The sequence below is a fragment of the Streptomyces sp. T12 genome (assembly GCF_028736035.1).
GTDB lineage: Bacteria > Actinomycetota > Actinomycetes > Streptomycetales > Streptomycetaceae > Streptomyces.
In genome coordinates this window covers 7,776,874-7,800,731 of sequence record NZ_CP117866.1, presented here as the reverse complement: position 1 = coordinate 7,800,731, position 23,858 = coordinate 7,776,874, and the positions used below count along the sequence as shown (strand labels likewise).

General features: G+C 71.1%; 13 protein-coding genes. 3 read left to right on the top strand and 10 right to left on the bottom strand.

The annotated features are described in order from the left end of the window. Positions 1-14: 14 nt before the first annotated feature. Together PBV52_RS35145 and PBV52_RS35140 are read left to right on the top strand one after the other, a co-directional pair. Entirely contained in the window at positions 15-2,099 is a 2,085-nt protein-coding gene (locus PBV52_RS35145) for a glycoside hydrolase family 31 protein (protein ID WP_274243902.1), read from the top strand. Positions 2,100-2,206: 107 nt separating this feature from the next. Next, positions 2,207-3,394, top strand: a complete 1,188-nt coding sequence (locus PBV52_RS35140) for a sulfotransferase (protein ID WP_274243901.1) — start codon at positions 2,207-2,209, stop codon at positions 3,392-3,394. 36 nt (positions 3,395-3,430) lie between these two features. On the opposite strand, the gene PBV52_RS35135 is transcribed toward PBV52_RS35140, so the two are convergent. From PBV52_RS35135 to PBV52_RS35105, 7 genes are all read right to left on the bottom strand, one after another. Beyond that, positions 3,431-4,147: a hypothetical protein gene (locus tag PBV52_RS35135; RefSeq protein WP_274243900.1), complete on the bottom strand. Its 717-nt coding sequence runs from the start codon at positions 4,145-4,147 to the stop codon at positions 3,431-3,433. Positions 4,148-4,179: 32 nt separating this feature from the next. After that, positions 4,180-6,390: a glycoside hydrolase N-terminal domain-containing protein gene (locus tag PBV52_RS35130; protein ID WP_274243898.1), complete on the bottom strand. Its 2,211-nt coding sequence runs from the start codon at positions 6,388-6,390 to the stop codon at positions 4,180-4,182. Further along, positions 6,387-8,381 carry a beta-galactosidase gene (locus PBV52_RS35125; protein WP_274243895.1) on the bottom strand — a complete coding sequence of 665 codons (1,995 nt, stop codon included), beginning with the start codon at positions 8,379-8,381 and terminating at the stop codon, positions 6,387-6,389. Before PBV52_RS35125 ends, PBV52_RS35130 begins: the two co-directional genes overlap by 4 nt. Then, complete coding sequence (locus tag PBV52_RS35120) at positions 8,381-10,606, bottom strand: sialidase family protein (RefSeq protein ID WP_274243893.1); 2,226 nt, start codon at positions 10,604-10,606, stop codon at positions 8,381-8,383. Before PBV52_RS35120 ends, PBV52_RS35125 begins: the two co-directional genes overlap by 1 nt. A gap of 154 nt (positions 10,607-10,760) precedes the next feature. Beyond that, entirely contained in the window at positions 10,761-11,720 is a 960-nt protein-coding gene (locus PBV52_RS35115) for a carbohydrate ABC transporter permease (RefSeq protein WP_274243891.1), read from the bottom strand. After that, complete coding sequence (locus PBV52_RS35110; RefSeq protein ID WP_274243890.1) at positions 11,717-12,751, bottom strand: sugar ABC transporter permease; 1,035 nt, start codon at positions 12,749-12,751, stop codon at positions 11,717-11,719. The genes PBV52_RS35115 and PBV52_RS35110 overlap by 4 nt, the downstream gene beginning before the upstream one ends. Positions 12,752-12,778: 27 nt before the next feature. After that, a complete protein-coding gene (locus PBV52_RS35105; protein WP_274243887.1) occupies positions 12,779-14,473 on the bottom strand; it encodes an extracellular solute-binding protein in 1,695 nt (564 codons plus the stop codon). A 372-nt stretch (positions 14,474-14,845) separates the two neighbouring features. On the opposite strand from PBV52_RS35105, the gene PBV52_RS35100 reads away from it, so the two are divergent. Continuing rightward, entirely contained in the window at positions 14,846-17,683 is a 2,838-nt protein-coding gene (locus tag PBV52_RS35100) for a glycoside hydrolase family 3 C-terminal domain-containing protein (protein ID WP_274243885.1), read from the top strand. A 143-nt stretch (positions 17,684-17,826) separates the two neighbouring features. Here the strand turns inward: PBV52_RS35100 and PBV52_RS35095 are convergent, their stop codons facing one another. From PBV52_RS35095 to PBV52_RS35085, 3 genes are all read right to left on the bottom strand, one after another. Next, on the bottom strand, positions 17,827-19,272 hold the full coding sequence (locus PBV52_RS35095) for an aldehyde dehydrogenase family protein (protein ID WP_274243883.1): 1,446 nt from the start codon (positions 19,270-19,272) through the stop codon (positions 17,827-17,829). A gap of 161 nt (positions 19,273-19,433) precedes the next feature. Continuing rightward, entirely contained in the window at positions 19,434-21,113 is a 1,680-nt protein-coding gene (locus PBV52_RS35090; protein WP_274243881.1) for a PucR family transcriptional regulator, read from the bottom strand. A 155-nt stretch (positions 21,114-21,268) separates the two neighbouring features. Next, positions 21,269-23,677, bottom strand: coding sequence for an ATP/GTP-binding protein (locus PBV52_RS35085; protein WP_274243879.1), 2,409 nt, complete (start codon positions 23,675-23,677; stop codon positions 21,269-21,271). Positions 23,678-23,858 lie beyond the last annotated feature (181 nt).

Below are 23,858 nucleotides of genomic sequence, written 5' to 3'. Positions count from 1 at the left end.
GCGGACCTGCGTCCGTGCCGGGGGTCCGGGGGTCGTCCCCCGGGAAGACACAGCAGTCTGCCGAAAACCAGCCCCAGCCGGGCACGGTCAGCCTCGCGCAGTCGTCCCCGACCGTCGGCACGTTCCGTGAGCGGGACGGTGCGCTGGAGTGGAGCGGCCGCCAGGAGACCCTGCGCGTCGAGCCGTGGGGGCCGGACGCGGTCCGGGTGCGTGCCCGGCTCGGCGGCCCGGTCCTCGACGGACTGCCGGGCGCGCTCCTGGAGTCCGCCCCGGCGACCGAGTCGACGGTCAAGATCGAGGACGGGCTGGGGGTGCTGACCGTCGGCGCGCTGACCGTCGAGGTCGACGCCGAGGGCCTGATCCGCTTCCTGCGCACCGAGGACGGCACGGAGGTGCTCGCCGAGGAGCGCGCCCACTTCTGGTGGCCGGGACCGCGCCTCTACACCGCCGTGGGCAACGGCTACCACCGCCTGGAGCAGCGCTTCGCCGCGTACGACGACGAGAAGCTGTACGGCCTCGGCCAGCACCAGCACGGCCGGTTCGACCAGAAGGGCCTGGTCCTGGACCTGGTCCAGCGCAACGCCGAGGTCGGCATCCCGGTCCTGTCCTCCAGCCGCGGCTACACCCTGCTGTGGAACAACCCGGCGATCGGGCGCGTGGAGCTCGCGCACAACGGCACCCGGTGGGTCGCCGACTCCGCCCGCCAGATCGACTACTGGATCACCGCGGGCCACCCGGCCGACGGTCAGCGCCGCTACAGCGCGGTGACGGGCCGTACGCCGATGCTGCCCGAGTGGGCGGCGGGCTTCTGGCAGTGCAAGCTGCGCTATCGCACGCAGGACGAACTCCTCTCCGTCGCGCGGGAGTACAAGCGGCGCGGCCTGCCCATCGACGTCATCGTCTGCGACTTCTTCCACTGGACCCACCTGGGTGAGTGGAAGTTCGACCCCAAGGAGTGGCCGGACCCGGCGGCGATGGTGCGCGAGCTGGACGAGCTCGGCATCAAGCTGGTGGTCAGCGTCTGGCCCTCGGTCTCCCCCCTCTCCGAGAACCACCCGGTCATGGAGCAGCGCGGCTACTTCATCGGCACCCAGTACGGCCCGATGGCACACGCCGACTGGCCCGACAAGGAGGTGGCGTCGACGGTCCAGGTGGCCTTCTACGACGCCACCAACCCCGACGCGCGCGCGTTCGTGTGGTCCAAGGTCAAGCAGAACTACCTCGACCAGTACGGCATCACGGCCTTCTGGCTGGACGCCTGCGAGCCGGAGCTGAAGCCGGGCTTCCAGGAGAACCTGCGCTACTGGACGGGTCCGGGCCTGGAGGTCGGCAACATCTACCCGGCCGAGAACGCCCGCACCTTCTACGAGGGCCTGCGCGCGAGCGGCGAGGAGGAGATCGTCACCCTCAACCGCTCGGCCTGGGCGGGCAGCCAGCGCTACGGCGCCGCCCTGTGGTCCGGCGACATCGGCACCGACTTCCCGACCCTGCGCCGCCAGATCGCGGCCGGCCTCAACACCGCGCTGTCCGGCATCCCCTGGTGGAACACCGACATCGGCGGCTTCCACGGCGGCGACCCGGACGACCCGGCGTACCGCGAAGTCATGGTCCGCTGGTTCCAGTTCGGCGCGCTGTCCCCGCTGATGCGCCTGCACGGCTTCCGCGACCCGGGCATGCCGCTCGGCCCGCAGATGACCGGCGGACCGAACGAGGTGTGGTCGTACGGCGAGGAGGCCGGCGCGATCCTGGAGCGGTACCTGCGACTGCGCGAGCGCCTGAAGCCGTACGTCCTCGATGTCATGCGCGAGGCCCATGAGGAGGGCCTGCCGGTGATGCGCCCGCTGTTCCTGGAGTTCCCCGAGGACCAGGCGGCCTGGTCGGTCGACGACGCCTACCTCTTCGGCCACGACCTGCTCGTCGCCCCGGTGCTGACGGCGGGCGCGACGGCCCGGACGGCGTACCTCCCGGCGGGGGCGCGCTGGACGGACGCGTGGACCGGGGAGACGTACGAGGGCGGTACGACCGTGACGGTCGACGCCCCGCTGGACCGCATCCCGCTGTTCCTGCGGGACGGGGCACGGCTGCCTGTAGCGGAGTAGCCGTGTCGCAGGGGGTGGCCGGTGGGTGGAGGTCTGCCGGTCACCCCCTCGGCAGTTCACCCAACTCGCCATCCCCACAAGCAAGTTCGGCGGGATAGAGTCGCCGTGTGTCCTCGCCTCCGATAGCCCTCACCCTGGCCGATCTGCTACTGCGGCCGACCTTCGGCTCCCGTCGCGAGCACGACCGGGTCTTCGACCGGATCGCGGTGGAGGCCGGGGAGACACCGGGAGACCGGCAGTTCGTCGACGATTTCCGGGTGCTGCTGGGCTGGTGGGCGAAGGCCGAGAACCTGACCCCGGTCGGCTGGCAGTCCGCGCAGGTCTTCGTGCGCCGGCATCTCGCCAACCGGGCCCGCGTGCGTCGGTTGATCGCCGGGCATCCCGAGATCGAGCGGGAACCGATCGAGAAGCCGGTGTTCGTCGTGGGCCTGCCGCGCACCGCGACCACCGTCACACACGCCGTGCTGTCGCTCTCCGCCGCACACCGAAGCCCGCTGCTGTGGGAACTGCTCACGCCCGACCTGGAGTTGCCGCCCCGTCAGCGCCGGAAGGCGGTCACGGCAGGACGTCGGCTGGTGCAGGGCACCAACCTGTTCGCGCCGCGCTTCCGCGACATCCACGCGATGGCCGCCGAGGGCCCGGAGGAGTGCACCTTCGCCCTGCCGCACGCCCTGATGCCGCTGTCGCAGGCGCTGATCCCCGAGTACGCGGCGTGGTACCGGGAGCGGGACTTCGTCGACGACTACCGGTACCTCAAGCAGGTGTTCCAGGTCCTCCAGCACGGCCGCCCGCGCCGCCGCTGGATCCTCAAGTCCCCCATGCACCTGGGCAACCTCGACGCGCTGCGCACGGTCTTCCCGGACGCCACGATCGTGTGGTGCCACCGCGACCCGGTGACCGTGGTGGCCTCCTTCTGCAGCCTGATCGAGCACGGCATGGCCGTCAGCACCCGTCCCCTCGACCTGCACCGCATCGGCACCCTCTGGCTCGACCTGCTGAGCCACGCCATGACCCGCGGCCTCGCGGCCCGCGCCGCCATCCCGCCCCACGCCCTGGTGGACGCCCCGTACGCCTGGCTCGCCGCCGAGCCGGCCACGGGCGCGCCCAAGCTCTACGACGCGGTCGGCGCCCGCTGGACCGACGCCGAGGCCGCCCGGCTCCCCGGGGCCGTCGCCCGCCCGAAGGGCACCCGCCCGCACCGCTACGACCTGGCCCGCTACGGCCTGACCCGCGCCGACGTGGAGTCCGCCTTCGCCGACTACAACGCACTGCGGGCCGAGGTCGACCGCACCTGAGAAGGGACGCGGACCGACCCCGGCCCTGAAGGCATGTCAGCTGCTGCTGACGGTCAGGTTGTTGGTGTTGAAGTCGAGCCCGCCGGACGACGAGGTGATCTCGTAGCCGAACTGGACGTCACCGATGGTCTCGTTGCTGGACATCCAACCCTTGGTGCCCGCGATCCAGCTGAGGATCGGCTTGATGTTCACGGTGCCGGAGCTGGAGTCGGACGTCCGCAGGAACGAGAAGACCTCGTTCGCGCCGTTGTTGCCCTTGTAGACGTTCCAGGTGTGGCCACCGAGGCTGACGCTGCCCTGCGAGGTGCCGATCGGACCGACGGCGCCGTTGTAGTTGACCCAGAGCATGATCTCGTAGTCGTGGTCGGTGTCCCAGATGTCGTACGACGTGTTGTACGCGCCGGCCGACGGGACGGTGACGTTGTAGCTGCTGGTGAGCGAGCCGAGGGAGGCGATCGTCTTGTTGATCGCCTTCGTGGAGTTGGGGTAGGACTTGATGCCGCCGGTGTTGGGGTGGTTGGCCCAGACTCCCCAGTTGGTGCCGGAGTTGGCCCATATGCACTGGCTGCCGGCGCCGGAGCCCCAGATGTTGTTGTAGAGCGTGTAGCCGTTCAGGCTGGTGTTGCCCCACTGGTCGCAGGAGTTCCAGACCGCGGCGGAGGCGGGGGCGGAGGCGAGGCCGACGGTGGCGCCGAGCGCCAGGGCGGGGGCGAGCAGGACCTTGGTGACCCGGCTCAAGGTACGTGATGCCATGGTGTCCCTTCCATGGGTGGGGGGATGGGGAGCTACCACGCCCTCAGGGTGAGGACGTGGTCTTCTCCGGCAACCAGGTGGAGGGATTCTGTGCCGGAAGAAGTCCAGAGTTCGACGCGGTGGGTACGGCTCGGCCGGACGACGGCAGTGGCACCGTCCCGCGTCCAGGTGAGGTCGATCTCGGAGCCGAACCGGGTGCGCACTCCGCGCAGTTCGCCGCTGGGGTACGCCGTCGGCAGCGCGGGCAGCAGGACCAGTCGGTCCGGGGTCGACTGCACGAGCATCTCGATCAGTACGGCGGGCAGGGTGTGCGCGGCGTCCGCGTTGTAGACGTCGCGGTTCGGGTAGTGGGCGCTCATCAGGGAGGCGTGGAAGAAGTCGCCGCCCAGCACCTGGTCGAGGGCGTGGGCGACCCGGTCGCCGTCCCTGAGGCGGGCGGCGATCAGGGCGTGGTGGAGGTGGCCGTGCGCGGAGTCGTTCTCGGCGCCGCGCAGTTCGAGGGCGCGGTGGGCGGCCGCGGCGAGGTCGGGGGTGTCGTACGGGGTGATCTCGTCGAGCGGCCAGACGCCGTAGAGGTGGCTGAGGTGGCGGTGGTCGTAGGTGTCCTCAAGGCCTGGCCAGGCCCATTCGGCGAGGGCTCCGTCGGCGTTGATCCGGTGCGGCGGGAGGCGGTCGGCGAGGGCGCGCCAGCGGTCGGCCTCCGGGGTGTCCGGGTGGTAGTCGGCCGCCGTGAGCAGCGCATGCCGGGCCGCCGAGAGGTCCATGGCGGCGTTGAGAGTGCCCCAGCTCGCGTTCGCCGGGCGGTTCTCGGGTGAGTAGGAGGGGACGACGACCAGGTTGCCGTCGCTGTCGGTCCGGGTGAGGAAGTCCTCGTAGAACCGGGCCACTTCGGCGAGGACGGCGGTGGTGCGCGGGTCGCGGTCGCCGCGTGTCTCGTCGTGGTCGACGAGGGGTTTGAGGAGCCAGTCGGCGCCGGCGGTCCACAGGTGGAGGGGGTACTCGCGGCTGAAGTGGTAGAGGTGACCGGACTCGCCGTCGGTGTGGGCGGGGGCCACCACGCCGCGGATGCCGAAGATCGCGCGGGCGTTGTCGCGCCAGTGGTCGACCTGGCCGTGGATCAGGGCGGCGTGGGCCTCGGTGACCTCCGGGAGCGCTGCGGCGGCGGCCGACGCGGTCTGAAGGTTGACGTTGGCGTCGGTGGTGAACGCGCCAGACCACGCCGTGTCCCAGTCGCCGGTCCACAGGCCGGTGAGGCGGGGCGGGAGCATGCCGGAGGCGGAGAGGAGATGGTAGCGGCCGGCCGCGAAGAGACGTTCCAGCAGGGCGGGGCTCTTCGGGCGGCTCACCAACTCCGAGCCGGGCAGGGCCCTTTCGCTGTCGTCGGCGCCGAGGTCGAGGCCGACGCGGTGGTAGGCCGGGCGGTGCAGGTCGGTGTGGCGGGCGAGGAGGCGGTCGTACGGGTCCTCGTCGCCGTCGGGGAGCAGGGCACGCAGCGCTCGCGCCTCGGCGAGGGCGTCCAGCTCGCCGGTGTGCCGCTGGACCCGGGTGAGGAGGAGCAGCGAGCGGGCGCCCTCGACACGCATGCCCGGCAGGGAGGTGCGGGTGCTGCCGCCGGTGACCAGGGCGAGCGTGACGCCCGTGTACGCGCGGTCGCTGCCGAGGTAGCGGACGCGGAGGGTGAGGAGTGCGCCGTCGGGGGTGAGGACGGCACTGTGTCCGACCGCCAGGTTGTAGGGGGCGCCGGGCAGTTGGTGGTCCAGGGTCACGTCGGCGGTGAGGCCGGGTTCGGTGACGTACTGGACGATGACGTCGTCCGCGCGGGAGACGAAGACCTGGCTCCGCCAGCCGCCGCGAGTGGCTGTGCAGGCGCCGGTGGTGAAGTCGACCTCGCGGCGGTAGCCGTCGAGTTCCCCTTCGGCTGCCGACCGGCGCAGTCGTACCTGGAAAGCGGGATGGAAGGGCTGCACCCACTGCAGCTCCCGTCCGTCGGTGAAGCCCTCGGCCGCCGTGACGTCTCCGGCGAGCAACCGGTCCTGAAGCTGCGGGAGTTCGGCGGCGAGGGCGGGTGGACGGGCGTGTTCGCTGCCGTTGGGGCGGACCAGCGTGTGGTGATTGACGATGACCCGGTCGGCGTTCGGATCTCCGAACACCATGACGCCGTGTCGGCCGTTCCCGCTCAGGAAGGCGTCCTCCCAGCGGGTTGCGGGGGCGGGCTCCCAGGTGCCGTGTACGGGTCCGCTCATGGGGCGGCCTCCAGCACGGCCACGCCGTACCGGCCCAGCTCCACCCGGTCGGTGGCATCCGCGCCGGTCAGCAGGTCGCGGTAGCGGCCGGGCACCGGCACGGTGACGCCGTCGCGCCCGTGGTTGAGCAGGAACAGCAGCCCGCCCCGGCGGACCGCCTCCACCCCGGCCGGGAGCCCGGTGAGGGCCGGCCGTACGCCCGCGCCGGCGGCGATGTCGGCGAGCAGCGTGCGCAGGGTGTGCGGCTCGGGAAGGGTGGAGACGTACCAGGCGCGGCCCTTGCGCAGAACCGCGGGGAGCCCGTCCAACTCGCCGCCCTTGTAGGGCATCACGGCGTCCACGCCGTCCGCCGCCTCGATCTCCTCGGACCACAGGGTGCCGTGGAAGCCCTCGACATCGGCCTTCTCCCCCGCGTCGAGCGGCCACCACTCGTGCAGGACGCGGATCCCGAAGAGGTCGCGAAGACGGGCGTCCATGCCGCCCGCCCGCACCCGGTCGTCCTCGTCGGCGACGCCGGTCTGGAAGCCGGCGACGAGGGTGCCGCCGCCCTCGACGTAGGCGACGAGGTGGTCGATGGCCGCGTCCGTCATCAGGTACAGCTGCGGGACGACGACCAGCTTGTACGCGGACAGGTCGTGCTCGGGGTGAGCGAAGTCCGCGACGGTGTGCGCCTCCCACAGCGCGCGATGCCAGGCGCGGACCACCTGCGGGTACTCGGCCTCGGAGGACAGCCGCCCGTCCTGCTGGCTCGCCCACCAGGCGTTCCAGTCGAGGAGTACGGCGACCTCGGCGGCCTCGACCCGGGTGTCGGCCACCTTCTCGCTCAGCAGGGCGAGCTCGGCGCCGATCCGCTTGACCTCCTGGAAGGTGCGGCCGTGCTCCCCGGCGTGGCTGACCATGCCGGAGTGGAACTTCTCCGAGCCCTGCCGGGACTGCCGCCACTGGAAGTAGCAGACGGCGTCGGCGCCACGGGCCACGGCCTGGAGGGACCAGAGGCGGTTGAGGCCGGCCGGCTTGGGGTGGTTGACCCCACGCCAGTTGACCGGCCCGGCGGCCTGCTCCATGACCATCCAGGGACCGCCGCGGGCCTGCGAACGCGTCATGTCGTGCACCAGCGCCCCGTACTGCCCGCCGAACGGATCACGCGGATCCGGGTAGATGTCGACGGAGACGACGTCCTCCTGCTCGACCCAGACCCACGCGTCCTGCCCCTGCCAGAACGGCATGAAGTTGGTCGTCACCGGGATGTGCGGGGTGTGCCGGGCGACGATGTCGCGCTCGGCGAGGTAGCACTCCAGCAGCGCGTCGGACGTGAACCGCTTGAAGTCCAGAACCTGGGTCGGATTCTTCATGTAGTGGGCGTGGCGCGGCGGCAGGACCTCGTACCAGTCGCCGTATCCCTGGCTCCAGAAGGCGGTCCCCCAGGCCTCGTTGAGGGCGTCGAGGCTGGCGTACTTGTCCTGGAGCCAGCGGCGGAAGGCGGCCTCGGCCTCGTCGCCCCAGTCGTAGGTGCAGTACTCGTTGTTGATGTGCCACATCCGCAGGGCCGGGTGGCTGCCGTAGCGGGCGGCGAGGTCCTCGGTGATGGCCGCGGCGTAACGCCGGTAGGTGGCGCTGGAGTGCGAGAAGTGCTGCCGGCCGCCCCACCACTCGGTCCGGCCGTCCTCGTCGCGCGGGAGCGTCTCGGGGTGCAGCCGTCCCATCCAGGGCGGGGGCGAGGAGGTCGGGGTGGCGAGGACGACCCCGATGCCGTTGTCGTGCATGAGGTCCATCAGCCGGTCGAGCCAGCCGAACTCCCGTGCCCCCGGCCGGGGTTCGAGCTTCGCCCAGGAGAAGACGCCGAGGGTGACCGAGTTGACCCCGGCGTCCTTCATCAGCCGGACGTCCTCGTGCCAGGTCTCCTCGGGCCACTGCTCGGGGTTGTAGTCGCCGCCGAAGAGGATGCGGCCACGGGTGGCGTCGGCGAGGGTCGGCCGTTGTGGTTCCGACATCACACCGGGTCCCCGTACTGGACGCCGCGCCCGTTGGTGGCGACGTAGACGCGGCCGTGGATCCGCGGGTCGCCGGTGATCGCCTCGCCGGTCCAGCCCCACTGGTGCCGGTCGTCGTTGATCCGCACCCAGGTCTTCGCCTCGTCGTCCGAGCGGTAGACGGCGGTGATCGTCTCGGTGGAGCCGACCATGTAGATCGCCGGGTAGTCGGCGCCGGCGGCGGCCTTGCCGAAGCCGAGGGTGTGCGAGGCCCGGCAGCCGGCGACCTTGGTGAAGGTCGCCCCGCCGTCGGTGGACCTGTGGAGACCGTTCCCCTTCACGCTCAGCCACAGGTCGCCGGAGCGCCCGGGCGCCGCGACCAGCTCGAACTGGCTGTCGCCGGAGGGCAGTCCGCTCGCACGGGCGGTGAAGGTACGGCCACTGTCAGTGCTGGCGAGTAGCGTTCCTGTGTCGGTGTCGTACGCGTAGAAGAGCGTCGGGTCGGCCGGGTCGGCGACCGGCGTGGCGCCCTTCGGGAAGGAGGAGACCTCGGACCAGGTGGCACCGTTGTCCGCGGAGCGGTAGGCGGGGTACTTCGTGCCGTCCCAGTGCACGAAGACCCAGAGCAGCACGCTGCCGTCGGCGTTGGTGGCGATCGGCCCCGGTGCGTCCTTGGCGATGGAGGGCTGGGCCGCGAAGGGCGCCCAGGTCTGCCCGCCGTCGTTCGAGTAGGCGCCGTTGCCGTGGTCGCCCCAGCCGGCCCGGACGACGTAGGCCGGCTTGGCCGCGGCCTGGGCGAGTCCCGTCGCCGACCCGAACACGGGGTTCGATGCCATGCCGCGCGAGGGGGATGCCGTGAGCGACTCGTGGTACATCACGCCGATGTCCCCGTTGCCGCTGATCAGGTGCGCCTCCCCGACCGGGGGCGAGATCAGCTGGCGAACCGACGTCTCCTCCAGGCCGCGGATCTGCGGGGCCCAGTTCTTCAGGTCCCGCGTGCCGTAGAGGGTCGCGCCGGTGCCGTAGACGATGTGCCGGGAGTCGTACGGGTCGAGGGCGAGGGCCTGGATCCACCAGCCGAACTTCGGCTTGTCCTGGCCCCACTTGAGGAAGGGGGTCTCGGAGACGTCGAGGACGGCCGTGTCCTTCAGGGACGTCCAGGTGCGGCCGCCGTCGGTGCTGCGGAAGACCGTGTCGACCTCCGCCCAGCGGTTGTTGGTGGAGACGACGAGCGTGCCGGGCCGACGGGCGTCGACGGCGACGCCGCCGTACCCGAAGGTGTCGGCCGACCCGTCGGCCGTGGTGCCGCCGGGCTTCACGGGCGTGACCTCGGTCCACTTGCCGTTGAGGGTGCACAGCTTGTGCACGCTGCCGTCGGACTGGCCGTTGGGGCCGGGCGCGTTGGCGTACGTCACGTACAGGTGGCTGGTGCCCCGGTCGTACGCGGCGCGGATCGGGACCTTGGCGGCGGTGCCGGTGGGCTGGCCGGGGACGGCTTCCCAGGTGGTGCCGTCGCTGGTCCGGTACAGGTTCTTCGTCCCCGACGTGCCGTCGCCGTCGCCCCACCCGGCGTAGAGGGTGCGCCCGGCGGCGACGAGGAGGGTGACGCCCTGGCCGCTCGCGCTCGGGGCGCCCGGGAAACCGGAGGCGGCGGCCCAAGTGGCCCCTCGGTCGGTCGACTTCAGCAGCCCGTCGTGCCGGGTGCCCAGCCACAGCGTGTTGCTGTCCCTCGGATCGACGAGCAGCCGCTCGCCCGCACCCCGGCCGTCCTCATTGCCGCCGAGCTTCACGGTGAGGTCGGTGCGGGCCCAGGTGGCGCCGCGGTCGTCGGAGCGCAGGACGGCACCGTTGGTGGCCCAGGACTGGGCGTAGGTGCCGAGGGCGAGGTAGATGCGGCCCGGGTGGGCGGGGTCGACGGCCATGGCCTCGACGCCGAGGAGGTTCCAGTCGTCCCAGCCGAGGTGGTCGGTCAGCGGGACCCAGTTCGCGGTGCGGTCGTCCCAGCGGTAGGCGCCACCGATGTCGGTACGGGCGTAGGCGAGCCCGCGCACGGAGGGGTGGAAGAGGACGCCGGTGACGAATCCGGTACCGCCCATGACGGCGGTGCGCCAGCGGTACGCCTGGCCGGCGGCGGCTGTGGGCTCGGCGGCGACCGCGCGCCCTGTGAGGGACGGAAGCGTGGTGAGCGCGGCGGTGGCCGCGGTCCCGGCGAGAACGGTGCGTCTGCTAGGGCGGGACGCATGCATGACACATACCTCGTCGTTCTGAAGGAAAGGGGGAGTGAAGCGCCCCGAAGGGGCGCGGGGCTCTATCGATATGCGGCTCCGCCGCGTGGGCGCGACCAACCACAAACAACCCGCAGCCGCCGAACAACCGAAGCACCCATCGAGTGGGCGCCGATCAGCCCTTGACGGCGCCGGTGAGCATGCCCTTCTTGAAGTGCTTCTGGACGAAGGGGGACAGCACAGCCACCGGCAGCAAGGCCATCACCATGACCGCCATCTGAACGGCCAGCCCCGACAGCTGACCGGTCTTGATGGCCTGGCCCAGACCGACCGGCGCCTGCTGCCTCTGCACCAGCTGGATCATGACGTTCTGCAACGGCATCATGTCCTGCTGGTTCAGATACAGCGACGCGTTGAACCAGGCGCTCCAGTACCCGACGGCGTAGAACAGCGTGATCACCGCGAGAACCGCCCGCGACAGCGGCATGACGATCCGCCAGAGGATCCGGAGATCCCCGGCGCCGTCGATGCGCGCGCTGTCGATGAGTTCCTGCGAGATCCCCATGAAGAAGCCGCGCAGCACCAGGATATTGAAGACGCTGATCGCGCTCGGCAGGATCAGCGCGAGATAGGTGTCCGTCAGTCCGAGGGACTGCACCAGCAGGTAGGTGGGGATGAGGCCGGCGCTGAAGAACATGGTCGCCAGCAGCAGCATCAGGATCCAGCGGTGGCCGAGGGACCCGCTGCGGGACAGACCGTAGGCGCACAGGACGGACACCGACATCGAGAACAGCGTGCCGACCAGGGTGACGAGGATGCTGATGATCGCGGCGCGGGTGACCTGGCCGCCGCTGAGCAGCTCCTCGTAGGCGATGAAGGTGATGCCCTTGGGCACCATCACCAGGCCGCCCGCCTCGTCGATGGTCTTCCGCGAGGAGAGGCTGGTGACGATCACGATCCACAGCGGGAAGAGGATCGCGAGACAGGCGAACGACAGGGCGATGCCCTTGCCCGCGAGGCCGGCCCTGGAGGGACTTTCCTCCCACGACGGGCGCGGAGGCGCGGCCCACCAGCGGGGCGCCTTCTGCTGTACCGGCTCGGTGTCCTGGCGCGGCTCCCACATCACGGACGTCATTTCTTGTACACCCCCTGCTCGCCCATGAGATGGGCCACCTTGTTCGCGGCGAGGACCAGGCCGATGCTGACCACGCCCTTGACGAGACCGGCGGCGGCCGCGTAGCCGAAGTCCTGGTTGCGCACGCCGTTCCACCACACGAAGGTGTCGAGGACCTCCCCCGCGCCCGGTCCGACGCCGTCGCGTTGCAGCAGGATCTGTTCGAACCCGACGGTCAGGGCGTCGCCGACACGCAGTACGAGCAGGAGGGCGATCACCGGGCGCAGGGCGGGAAGCGTGACGTGCCACATGCGGCGCCAGCGTCCGGCGCCGTCCATCGCGGCGGCCTCGTACAGGTCCGGACTGACCGAGGCCAGGGCGGCGAGGAAGACGATGATCCCCCACCCGGCGTCCTTCCACACGCTCTGCGCGGTGATCAGGAAGGGGAAGGTGTCCGGGTTGGTCATGATGTCGAGGCCGTCGTACCCGTTCTGCCGGAGCAGCTGGGAGAGCATCCCCGCGCCGCCGAACATCTGCTGGAAGACGGCGATGACCAGCACCCAGGAGAAGAAGTGCGGGAGATAGAGCACGGCCTGTGCGAAGGCCCGCACGCGGGGCCGGACCACGCTGTTGATGAGCAGTGCGAGCAGGACCGGGATCGGGAAGAACAGCAGGAGCTGGACGAAGAACAGCACCAGCGTGTTCTCGACGGCGTTCCAGAAGGCCGAGTCCTCGAAGATCCGCTGGAAGTTCTCCATGCCCACGAAGGGGCTGTTCAGCATGGAGATGATGCCGTTGTCGCTGATGTAGGGGTCGTAGTCCTGGAAGGCGACGACGTTGCCGAGGATCGGCAGGTAGTTGAAGACCAGGATCAGCACGATGGCTGGCAGCGTCATGAATATCAGGACGCGGTCGCGTCTGAACCTGAGCCCGAGGCTCAGTTTGCCCGAGCCTCGTTCCTCGCGGGCCCCGGTGACGTCGGCAGACGCCCCCGGGTTCTTCACCGGCGTGCTGGCCTCGGCACTGCTCCGAGGCACCGTGCTGTGGGACACAGCCGTTCTCCTTGCCTCAGAGCCTGGTCAGCTCGCCGCCGAGCCGTTCTCGTCCAGAAGCTTCTTGTACCAGTCGCGCAGCTTGTCGCCGCCCTTGCTCTTCCAGTCGGAGACGGCCTGCTGCATGTCGCTGATCTTCTTGTGCCCGCGGATGATGTCGTCCTCGAGCTGCTCGAAGTCGTTGGCGAGGTTCGTGTAGCGGGAGGGCTCGGTGATCTGCAGGCCCCAGAAGGACGACTTCTTGGTGAAGGCGCCCATCCGCTGCTCCCACTCGACCATGGCCTTGGTGTAGTCCGGCAGGTCGGGGTGGGCGGTGGTGGCGGCGGGGCTCGCCACCATGACAAAGGCGTTGAGAACCTCGTTGTTGCCCTTGTCGTTCTTGACGGGGACGCCGTCCTTGATCGTGTAGTGCGTGCCTTCGACGCCGTAGTTGGTCATCATCCACTCCTTGGTGCCATACGGCGCCGCGGTGACGTTGGCGACCGCCAGCGCGTCGTGGATGACGGACTCGGAGGCCTTCTTGCTGATGAAGGCGAAGATGCCGGCCGGGTTCTGGGCGTACAGCGTCGGGTCACCGCCGTCGTGGTTCCAGATGTCCATGCCCCAGACCTTGAAGTCGGGGTTCTGGGTGGCCTGGGAGGCCTGCTGGCCGTACCAGTTGACGATGTTGTTGTTCCAGATCAGGAACTCGCCGGCGGCGAACTTGGGGGCGGGGTCGGTCGCCTGGCTCTTGCCCAGCTTGAAGTCGGGGTGGACGACACCGGCGGCGAACAGCTTGCGCGTCCACTCGATGGCTTCCAGGTACTCCGGGGTCTCGATGCGGTTGATCAGCTTGCCGTCGACGAGGTTCCACCAGAGCGGCTTCTCCCCGCCCCCGAGCACACCAAAGGTGTTGAACGCGGTCCACTTCATGTCACCGCAGGCCCACCGCTTGGCTCGGGCGTTGGTGATGTCCTTGCACAGGGCCATGAACTCGTCGGCGGACCGCGGGACTTCGTAGCCCTCCTTGTCGAAGATGTCCTGCCGGTAGAGGGGCACGATGGTCGCGACGGACGGGGCGGGCTGCGGCAGGCCCATCAGCTTGCCGCCGAAGATGGAGCGCTGCCAGGCGTCGCTGGGGATCGCCGCGAGGTTGGGGTACTCCTTGACCTTGTCCCCGGACAGGTACGGGCCGAGGTCGGCGAACTTGCTGATGATGGCGCTGGGTATCTTGCCCATCATGTTCCAGCTGGGGACGACGACCACGTCCGGGACGTCGCTGGAGGCGAGGACCGCGCCGAGCTTCTGGTCGTAGGTGTTGCCGTCCTGGTTGCGCCACTGGACGTCGACGCCGATCAGGTCGTTCATCGACGTGTAGTAGGGGTTGTTCTGCTTCGGCGGCGAGCCCCAGAACGGCGACATGATGGTGACCTCGCCGCCCTTGCCGAGCTTCTTCGGGACCGAGGTCTTGAGGGTGGCGACGTCGAGCTTGGCCGTGAAGCCCATCGACGAGCCGTTCTTGGACGGGATGTCCGGCGTCACCACGTTGCTGGCCGCGTACGCCGGAAGGATCTTCTTCGCGTCCTTGCCCGACGTGGTCCCGTCGCGCGAACCCCCGTCCGAACCGCCGCAGGCGGAGAGCAGCGGCATCCCACCGGCCACCGCTGCGGTGGCGACCGCCGTGGAGGCGAGGAAGCTTCTCCGGCTGGGTCCGGAGGAGGCGGAGGCGGCATTCGGCGTCATTGCGTCAACCCTTCATGGCGCACCTGGACACCCGGCGGTGGGCCGTCGGCTGCGGTGTCTTAAGTGGATCTGGCTGAGCTGAAGCGCCCTTCGACCACTGGCCGAGGGCCGGGCACCCCTGAAGTGGGCGAGCCTCGTAGTCGAAGCGCTTCGATGTTGCTGCGAGGTTAAGTGAAGGCATGGGGGCGCACAAGAGTCGCTTCCAAGATTCCTCCGGGGTGTGGAGGATCCGACCGCTCTCTTGTGTCGCTTGAAATAACGGTCAGGAGTCGGAGTTGTTGCGCCGGGGTGTCTTGACACCCACCCCCGGATCGAATGAGCATCGAAGCGCTTCGAAAGCGCCTCGCCGCTCCACCGCAAGGGGATCCCCACGTGACCGCACAAACGCCGCCTACGCCGCCTTTCCGCGATCAGCGACTGCCGTTCGCGAAGCGCATCGACGACCTTCTGTCGCGGCTCACGCTCGACGAGAAGATCGGCTTCCTGCACCAGTTCGCGCCCGCCGTGGAGCGGCTGGGCGTCGACGGGTTCCGCACCGGTCAGGAGGCCCTGCACGGTGTGGCCTGGATGGGCCCGGCCACCGTCTTCCCGCAGGCGGTGGGCCTGGCCGCGACCTGGAACACCGACCTCGTACGACGCGTCGGCGAGGCGGTGTCCAAGGAGGTCCGGGCGATGCGCGCCCGCGACGACCGCGTGGGCCTGAACGTCTGGTCCCCCACCGTCAACCTCCTGCGCCACCCGCTGTGGGGCCGCAACGAGGAGGGCTACTCGGAGGACCCCAAGCTCACCTCGGCCATCGCCACCGCCTACACCCGTGGCCTGCGCGGCGAGCACCCGACGTACTGGCGCACCGCGCCCGTCCTCAAGCACTGGCTGGCTCACAACAACGAGACGGACCGCAGCGTCACGTCCTCCTCGGTCCGCCCGCGCGTCCTGCACGAGTACGACCTGCGCGCCTTCCGCGAGACGGTCGAGGCGGGCGCGACGGCCGGCGTGATGCCGGCGTACAACCTGGTCAACGGCCGCCCCAACCACGTCTCGCCGTATCTGCGCGAGCACCTGCGCGCCTGGACCGACGAGGACCTGCTGGTCTGCTCGGACGCGGGTGCGCCGTCCAACCTGGTCGATTCCGAGCACTACTTCGACACCCACGAGGCGGCCACGGCGGCCGCGATCCTCGCCGGCGTCGACAGCTTCACCGACCACGGCACCGACAGCTCGAAGATCACCGCACGGGTCCGCGGCGCCCTGGAACAGGGCCTGCTGACCGAGTCGGACATCGACACGGCGGTCCGCCGCCAGCTCTCGGTCCGCTTCCGCCTCGGCGAGTTCGACCCGCAGTACGACCCGCACGCGCTCACCACGGACTTCGACACCCCGGCCCACCGCGCCCTCGCCCAGGAGGCCGCCGAGCAGTCGGTCGTCCTGCTCAAGAACAGCGGTGGCCTGCTGCCGCTCGCGCCCGGCACCCGGCTCGCGGTGGTCGGTCTGCTCGCCGACGAGTGCAAGCTCGACTGGTACAGCGGCACGCTCATCCACCGCTCGACCCCGCTGGAGGGCCTGTACGAGCGGTTCGGCGCGGAGCGGGTGGAGTTCGCGGAGGGCGTCGACCGCATCCGCCTGAAGACCTCGGCCGGAACCTTCCTGCACGTCCCCGAGGCGGACGCCGACGACGAGGTGCGCGGCGCCGAGGGCGCCCTCGACCCGGCGCTGCTCGCCGGCCGGACGGACCTGCCCCCACTGACCACCGACCCGGCCGGCACCGAGTTCGCGCTGGTCGACTGGGGCGAGGGCGTGCTGACTCTGCGCGCCCCCGACGGCCGCTACCTCTCCGTCGCCGAGGACGGCTGTGTCCGCGCCTCCGCCGACCAGCCCGGAGGCTGGGTCGTCCAGGAGACATTCCGCCTGGAACCCCATGCGAACGGGCACCTCCTCCGGCACCTCGGTACGGGTCGCCACGTCTCAGTCGCCGCCGACGGCGTCAGGGTTGCCGAAGCGAATCCGGAAATCTTCGAGCTCATCGTCGTCGAAAGCGCCGAAGACGCAGTGACCAGGGTCACCTCACAGGCGGACGTGGTCCTGGTGGTCGCGGGCAACGACCCGCACATCAACGGCCGCGAGACCGAGGACCGCACGACGCTCGCCCTCCCCGCCCATCAGGAGCGCCTGCTGCGCGCCGCCCGCGCGGCCAACCCGAAAACGGTGCTGGCCCTGGTGTCGGCGTACCCCTACGCCGTCGACCCGGCCGCCCTCCCGGCGATCCTCTGGACCTCCCACGGCGGCCAGGCGGCCGGCACCGCCCTCGCCCGCGTCCTGGCCGGCGACGTCTCCCCCGCCGGCCGCCTCCCGCAGACCTGGTACGCCGACGACGCCGACCTGCCCGACCTCCTCGACTACGACGTGATCGGCGGCCGCCAGACGTACCTGTACTTCGAGGGAACCCCGCTGTTCCCGTTCGGCCACGGCCTGTCCTACGCGGCCTTCTCCTACGCCGACCTGGAGACCCGCGTGACGGACGACGCGCTGCACTTCTCCTTCACGGTCACCAACACCGGTGACGTGCCGGCCGACGAGGTCGCCCAGCTCTACACGCGCGCGGTGGAGCCGACGGTGCCGCGCCCGCGGCGGGAACTGGTGGCGCACAGCCGGGTGCGGCTGGAACCCGGCGAGCAGTCGACCCTGACCTTCGAGGTCCCCTTGCCGTCCTTCGGCTTCTGGGATGTGGCGCGGGGCGCCTGGCGCCGCGAGCCGGGCCCGTACGAGATCCTGGCCGGCGCCTCCAGCGAGGACATCCGTCTGCGGACGACCCTGCTCCTGGACGGCGAGGCGGCCGCACCGCGCCCTGTCCTGCGACGCGGCCTGGACGCGGCCGACTTCGACGAGCACAGCGGCGTGGCGATCGTCGACCGCACGAAGGCGTCGGGCGACGCGGTGACGCCGGCGCAGGGCAGGTCGGCCGAACTGGTCTACCGGGACTGCGACTTCGAAGGCGGCGTCACGGCGGTGACGGCGACCGTGTCCGGCGACGGCGTGGTCGAGGTGTCGCTGGACGGGGGCGCGGTGCTCGCCGTACTGACGTCGCAGGCGCCGGATGCGAGTCCGTACGACTACTCGACGCAGCGCGCCGAGATCATCGCCGAGGGCGTCCGGGACGTCCACCTCAGGCTGCGCGGCCCGGTGCGGCTCGCGCACGTCGGCTTCTCCGGTTGAGGGTCCGGAAGAGGCTGACGTAAAGAAGGGGCCCGGCACCGGAAGGCATCGGTGCCGGGCCCCTTTTCATCCCGGGATGCGGACCACTCTACCTGAAAACGATTGTCACAAGCTAGGGGGGATTCCGAACCGGATCAGAGAGCTCACAGAGCGAGGCCGGTGAGGACCATCACCCGCTCGTAGGTGTAGTCGTCCATCGCGAACTTCACTCCCTCACGGCCCACACCGGACTGCTTGGCGCCGCCGTACGGCATCTGGTCGGCGCGGTAGGAGGGCACGTCACCGATGACGACGCCGCCGACCTCAAGGGCCCGGTGGGCCCGGAACGCGGCCTGCAGGTCATGCGTGAACACACCCGCCTGGAGGCCGTACTTGGAGTCGTTGGCGGCGGCGAAGGCGGCGGCCTCCCCCTCGACCTTCTGCACGGTGAGGACGGGCCCGAAGACCTCCTCGCACGCGAGGGTGACGTCGGCCGGTACGTCGGTGAGGACGGTCGGCGCGTAGGAGGCGCCGTCGCGCTTGCCGCCGGCGAGCAGGGTCGCCCCCGCGGCGACGGCTTCGTCCACCCAGGTCTCGACGCGCTTGGCGGCGTCCTCGCTGACGAGCGGTCCGACGTCGGTCGCGTCGTCGCTCGGGTCACCGGTGACCTGGGCCTCGACGGCGGCGACGACGCGCGGCACGAGCCGGTCGTACACGGACGCGTCCGCGATCACCCGCTGCACGGAGATGCAGGACTGGCCGCCCTGGTAGTTGGAGAAGGTGGCGATGCGGGTCGCGGCCCAGTCGAGGTCCGCGTCGGAGGCGTAGTCGCCGAGCACGACGGCCGCGCCGTTGCCGCCCAGCTCCAGGGTGCAGTGCTTGCGCGGCACCGAGTCCATGATCGCGTAGCCGACCTTCTCGGAGCCGGTGAAGGAGATCACGGGCAGGCGCGGGTCCTGGACCAGCGCGGGCATACGGTCGTTCGGAACCGGGAGGATGCTCCAGGAACCGGCCGGAAGCTCGGTCTCGGCGAGGAGCTCACCGATGACGAGCCCGGAGAGCGGGGTGGCCGGTGCGGGCTTCAGGATGATCGGCGCGCCGGCGGCGATGGCCGGGGCGATCTTGTGGGCGCACAGGTTCAGCGGGAAGTTGAACGGCGCGATCCCGAGGACGACGCCCTTGGGGAAGCGTCGGGTGAGGGCGAGGCGCCCCTGACCGCCGAGGTCGGTGTCGAGCCGCTGGGCTTCGCCACCGTTGAACCGCCGGGCCTCTTCGGCGGCGAACCGGAACACGGACACGGCACGGCCGACCTCGCCCCGGGCCCACTTCATGGGCTTGCCGTTCTCGGCGGAGATCAGCCGGGCGATCTCCTCGGTCCGCTCGACGAGCCGCCTGCTGACGTGGTCGAGGGCGGCGGCACGCACGTGGGCCGGCGTCGCGGCGAAGTCCTCGCGGACGGCGTACGCGGCGGCCACGGCCTCCTCGATCTGCGCGTCCGTCGGCACACTCACCTTGCCGACGACCCGCCCGTCCCACGGGGAGGTGACATCGAAGCTGTCCTCGCCACTGACCTGGCGACCGGCGAGCCAGAAAGCGTGGGTGGAAGTCATGTGGATTCCCGGCCCTTCCGCGTTGGGGGTGTCCTGGTGTGTCGGGGTCCACGGTAGGGGGGCGGGGACGGAGGGGCGTTTGTCCGCGATGTAGTGGTGGGGAGTCGGGCTTCGACGGATTGGCACAGCGGCGTCTCTTCAACCCACCCCGCCTACTCCGCCTACTCCGCCGACGTCGCCTTCAAGGCGAGCCAAAGCTCCATCCGCACATCCGCGTCATCCAGCGACCGCCCCAGAATCTCCTCCACCCGCCGCATCCGATACCGCAACGTGTGCCGGTGCACCCCCAGATCAGCGGCCGCCGCGTCCCACTGCCCGTGCCGCGACAGCCACGCCCGCAGCGAGGCCACCAGATCCCCCCGCCCCGTCGCGTCGTGCTCGTGCAGCGCCCGCAGCAACCCGTCCGCGAACGCCTTCACCGCATCGTCCGCGAGCAACGGCAACACCGACCCCGCCGCCAGCTGCTCGTGCTCCACGCACACCCGCCCGCGCCGCCGAGCCACCGACAGGGCCTGCTCGGCCTGCTTGTACGCCGCCGCCGCGGCGATGGGCCCGGCCGGTGCCGAGAGCCCCACGACCAGCTCGTCCTCGCCGGCTCCCCCCGGCTGCTCGGGTACGTCACCCGCGCGCGCCGCCTCCAGCGCCGCCGCGTACTTCGCGCACGCCGCCACCGCCGCACCCCCGTCCGCGGCGAGCACCACGAGCCGCGCCGCTTCGCCCTCCCCCTCCGGCACGACGAGCACCGCCTCCCCGGCCCGAGCCGCCGCGGACTCCACGATCTCGGTGAGGGCGCCCAGCGGATCGCCGTTCGTGTCGGACGCGGCGGCCAGCACCGCGGCGGACGCCTTGGTGAGCGCCACCCGCGCCCCGGAGTCCACCACCCGCGCCGCCGACACCGGCGCCGCCTCGGCGACGATCACCCGGAAGGGCGCGTCCAGCAGCTCGCCGTACAGATCTCCCGCCACGGCCCGCGCATGGTCCGGCTCCCCGGCGAGCAGCATGCGCAGCACCGCCGCGCCCACCCGCTGCTCGGCCGCGTGCAGCGACCGCGACCGCTCGGTGGTCAGCGTCAGCAGCGCGATCGCCGAGTACACGGCGTACCGCTCGGCCGTGCCCAGCGCCGCCGCCGTCCCCACGGCCAGCGCCGCCCGCGGCCGCCGCCCCGTGCCCAGGGTGTGCAGCTCGACCCGGTCCTCGTGTTCCGGCCCGCCGACCACGGACGACGCCGGCGCGGGCCGCTCCCGCAGCCGCTCCACGTCCGCCGTGAGCCGCGCCGCCCGCCGCCCCGCCCACTCGGGCGCCGTCGCGACCACGGCACCGGACGCGTCGTACAGCGCCGCCCAGCCGTCCACCTGGGACGCCAGCGCGGCCAGCAGCCCTTCCGGCCCGTCGGTCAACGCCTGCTTCGTCAGCTCCCGCTGCGCCGCGAACCCCGCCGTCACCGCCCGGTACTGGTCCGCCGCGATCGCCGCCGACACGGCCTTGCTGATGGCGAGGAAGGGAGTGCGGCGCGGCACCTCCAGCAGCGGCAGGCCCTCCTCCTTCGCCGCTTCGACCAGCGCCGTGGGGATTTCTTCGTAGTTGACGCCGACCGCGAACCCGAGCCCGACCACACCCGCACCGACCAGCCGCCGCACATAGCGCCGCATCGCCTCGGGGTTCTCCGCGTCCAGCTTGAGCGCGGTGATCAGCAGCAGCTCCCCGCCCTCCATGTAGGGGACCGGGTCGGCGAGCTCACTGACGTGCGCCCAGCGCACCGGCACGTCCAGGCGGTCCTCGCCCGCCCGCACGGTCAGCTTGAGCGCGGAGTGGTGGACGAGCGAGGCGAGCGTGGGGGGCATGAGGCCTTCAATATCGAGGTGATCGGTGTGATCGGCGTGATGGCGGTGATCATCGGCGTGACCCCTGTGATCTTTTGGCCGCTGTGTATGAACGACCTGTGCCGATTCTGCCTCACCGTACGGTCACCGCGTGACCTGGCGCCCGGATACCGAGGTCAGCCCCGCAGATCCACCAGCAACGGCGGCGCGTGCTCGCCCTGGACGCTGGTGAGCGACAGCACCGCATGCCCCGGCGGCACCCCGTGCGCCAGCTCGGACGCCGACCACCGCTCCCGCTCGACCTGCTTCACCGTCACCGCGTCCGTCGTCACGGCCTTGCCGGTGACGAGCTTGCGCAGGGCATGGATCAGGCGGGTCATCGGCTGGTCGGCGAAGACCGTGTGCTTGGCCACCTCGCGCGTCTCCACCCATTCGGTGCCCCAGGTCTGCGCGAACCGGCTGCCGTCCCAAGTCGTCACGCCGGAGAACGCCATACGGCAGCCGATCGCCCCGTACAGCGGACCGTGCAGGGCCTCGGGGACGTCGCCGATCGTGCGCAGGGCGAGGACGACGCCCGCGTTCTGGGAGCGCAACCGCTGGATCCGGCGCACCGACTCGGCGGTGACCGCCCCGGTGGCGTCGTCGAGGACCAGGCAGGCGAAGTGGCGGCGCTTCCCGCCGCGTACGACCGCGCTGAACTGGGCGAGGACGAGCCTCGTCAGCAGGCGGGCGGCCTCCTCGTGGCCCTGTTCCGGGAGGTCGATGCGGACCCGCAGCGGATGATGGGCCACGGCACGCAGGGAGAACGGCCGGGTGTCGGCGCCCCCGCCGAAGAACTCGGTGAAGGCCGGCCGGTTGAGGAGGGCGAGCCGGTCGGCGAGGGCGCGGCCCACATCGGCCGGGCTCCCCATCTGCCGGACGCGGGCCTGGAGTTCACGGCGCATCACGGTGTGGCCGTCGGACGACAGCGCGTCCTCGAGGGCGGACAGCGCCGACGGTTCGCCCTCCAGGAGCTCACGCAGTACCGGCAGGGTCGGGAAACGGCCGTGCACCGCCCGGTAGGGGCCGAGCAGCTGCGCGAGCGCGGTGGCGGCGCTCTGGCTGCCCACGGTGTCCAGGTCGCCCACCAGGCCCTCGGCGAGGATGGCGGCCGCCTCGTCCGGGTCCTCCGACTCCGCGTACGGATCCAGGTCGTGGGCGGAAGTGGGATCCCCGATCCGTACGACCACGTCGAACGCCGCGTCCGCGGCGAGCCGGGTGCCCGCGGCGGAGACCGCGACGACGGCGCACCGACCGGTGAGCGCCTGCAACGCGAGCGACTCCGTCACGGGCTCGATCAGGTTCCGTGTCTTGCCCGCCCCGGACGGTCCGATCGCGAGGAGCGAGGTACCCAGCACGTCCGGGCCGAGCGCGGCGCCCACGTCGTGGTAGGCGCGCGGAGCCCGTTCGGCGGCCACCCAGCGCCCGATGCGCACCTGTCCTTCGAGGAGGTCGTGGCCGGCCGCGCGGCGTGGCAGGTCCCTGGCCCCGGAGGGGTGGGTCCAGGACGCACCCCCCTGTCGCAGCACGGTGTCGCGGAAGGTCCCGAGAGAACCGTCCTGCCTCGCCACGGTCCAGGCGTGCTCCAACCGGGCACAGTCCACGTCGTTCATACGGTGGCCGGCCACCTCGCCGGTCAGCAGGTCGGCCGCCTCGTGCTGTCCCGCCCGCCGGAGGTCCGGCCACTCGGCGCGCGGCCGGTCCATGGCCGGCGCCGTGTCTTCCCGCGCTGCGGCACCGCGCGCGGCGAGGCGCGCCTTCACGTACCCCCACCAGTCGCCGACCCGGGCGAACGGCCACAGGACCAGCAGGGTGACGACCGTGTACAGACTGTCGGTGAACAGCACCGAGGTGAACAGGCCGAAGCCGCCCGAGATCAGGGCGACGAGGGAGAACAGGGGGGCGACGACGGGAAGGGCGTCCCAGGAGACGCCGGGAAAGGCGCTCGGGAACACAAAGCTCAGCGTGACCAGGGCGCCCAGGGCGGCGAGCAGCGCCCGCGCGGGCTGTGGCCGGTTGCCCACGAAGTGGCGGACGACATCGGGCCAACTGCCCAGTCGGCCCATCGCGTAGACGAGCACGGCGAAGAAGAGACCGTTGTAGACGACGAGGGCCTCCAGACCCTGCCAGTCCTTGGCGGACGCGAGCGTGCCGCCCCACCACCAGTCGTCCGGTGTGAACAGCCGCAGCAAGGAGTACTGGTAGGGGATGCTGCCACGCCGCCACAGCGACCACACGAGCAGCGCCACGACCAGCGGAACGAGCAGCCCGACGACAGTGACCGGCGCCAGCCGTTCGGCACCTCCCTGCGCGGCCTTCGGCAGCCGGTATCCGAACCGCCAGATCCCGGGCCGGGCGTCCGGCCGGGGCTCATTGAGCCAGTCGGCCACGGACCCGGGCCGTGTCTGCGCGAACCGTTCCGGCCCGCCCTGCCCGGGTGCCTGCGTCGGCCGCGGCGGCACCGCAGGCGCCTGAGGGGGCACCGCCGGACGCGGCACAGGCGTCGCGTGCGCACCCCGCGCGTCCTGCGTCCCGTCGCTGTCCATCGCCCTTGCCCCCTGACCAGCCGCTCCGTCCACCATCAGCGAGCCAATCTAACGCCCTCTCCTGAGGAGTTCACCGCTTACGCGGCCGACGGAGCGGAAGACGGGTCCCGGGCCCGACGGCGTCGCTATGTCCACCACGGACAACCGGACTCGCCGACAACGCCCACATGGAGCATGCCGA

Excerpts from the sequence above, each read along its gene's own strand:
- PBV52_RS35095 (WP_274243883.1), bottom strand. The coding sequence starts at position 19,272 with ATGACTTCCACCCACGCTTTCTGGCTCGCCGGTCGCCAGGTCAGTGGC.
- PBV52_RS35090 (WP_274243881.1), bottom strand. The coding sequence starts at position 21,113 with ATGCCCCCCACGCTCGCCTCGCTCGTCCACCACTCCGCGCTCAAGCTG.
- PBV52_RS35115 (WP_274243891.1), bottom strand. The coding sequence starts at position 11,720 with ATGACGTCCGTGATGTGGGAGCCGCGCCAGGACACCGAGCCGGTACAG.
- PBV52_RS35085 (WP_274243879.1), bottom strand. The coding sequence starts at position 23,677 with ATGGACAGCGACGGGACGCAGGACGCGCGGGGTGCGCACGCGACGCCT.
- PBV52_RS35125 (WP_274243895.1), bottom strand. The coding sequence starts at position 8,381 with ATGTCGGAACCACAACGGCCGACCCTCGCCGACGCCACCCGTGGCCGC.
- PBV52_RS35105 (WP_274243887.1), bottom strand. The coding sequence starts at position 14,473 with ATGACGCCGAATGCCGCCTCCGCCTCCTCCGGACCCAGCCGGAGAAGC.
- PBV52_RS35135 (WP_274243900.1), bottom strand. The coding sequence starts at position 4,147 with ATGGCATCACGTACCTTGAGCCGGGTCACCAAGGTCCTGCTCGCCCCC.
- PBV52_RS35130 (WP_274243898.1), bottom strand. The coding sequence starts at position 6,390 with ATGAGCGGACCCGTACACGGCACCTGGGAGCCCGCCCCCGCAACCCGC.
- PBV52_RS35120 (WP_274243893.1), bottom strand. The coding sequence starts at position 10,606 with ATGCATGCGTCCCGCCCTAGCAGACGCACCGTTCTCGCCGGGACCGCG.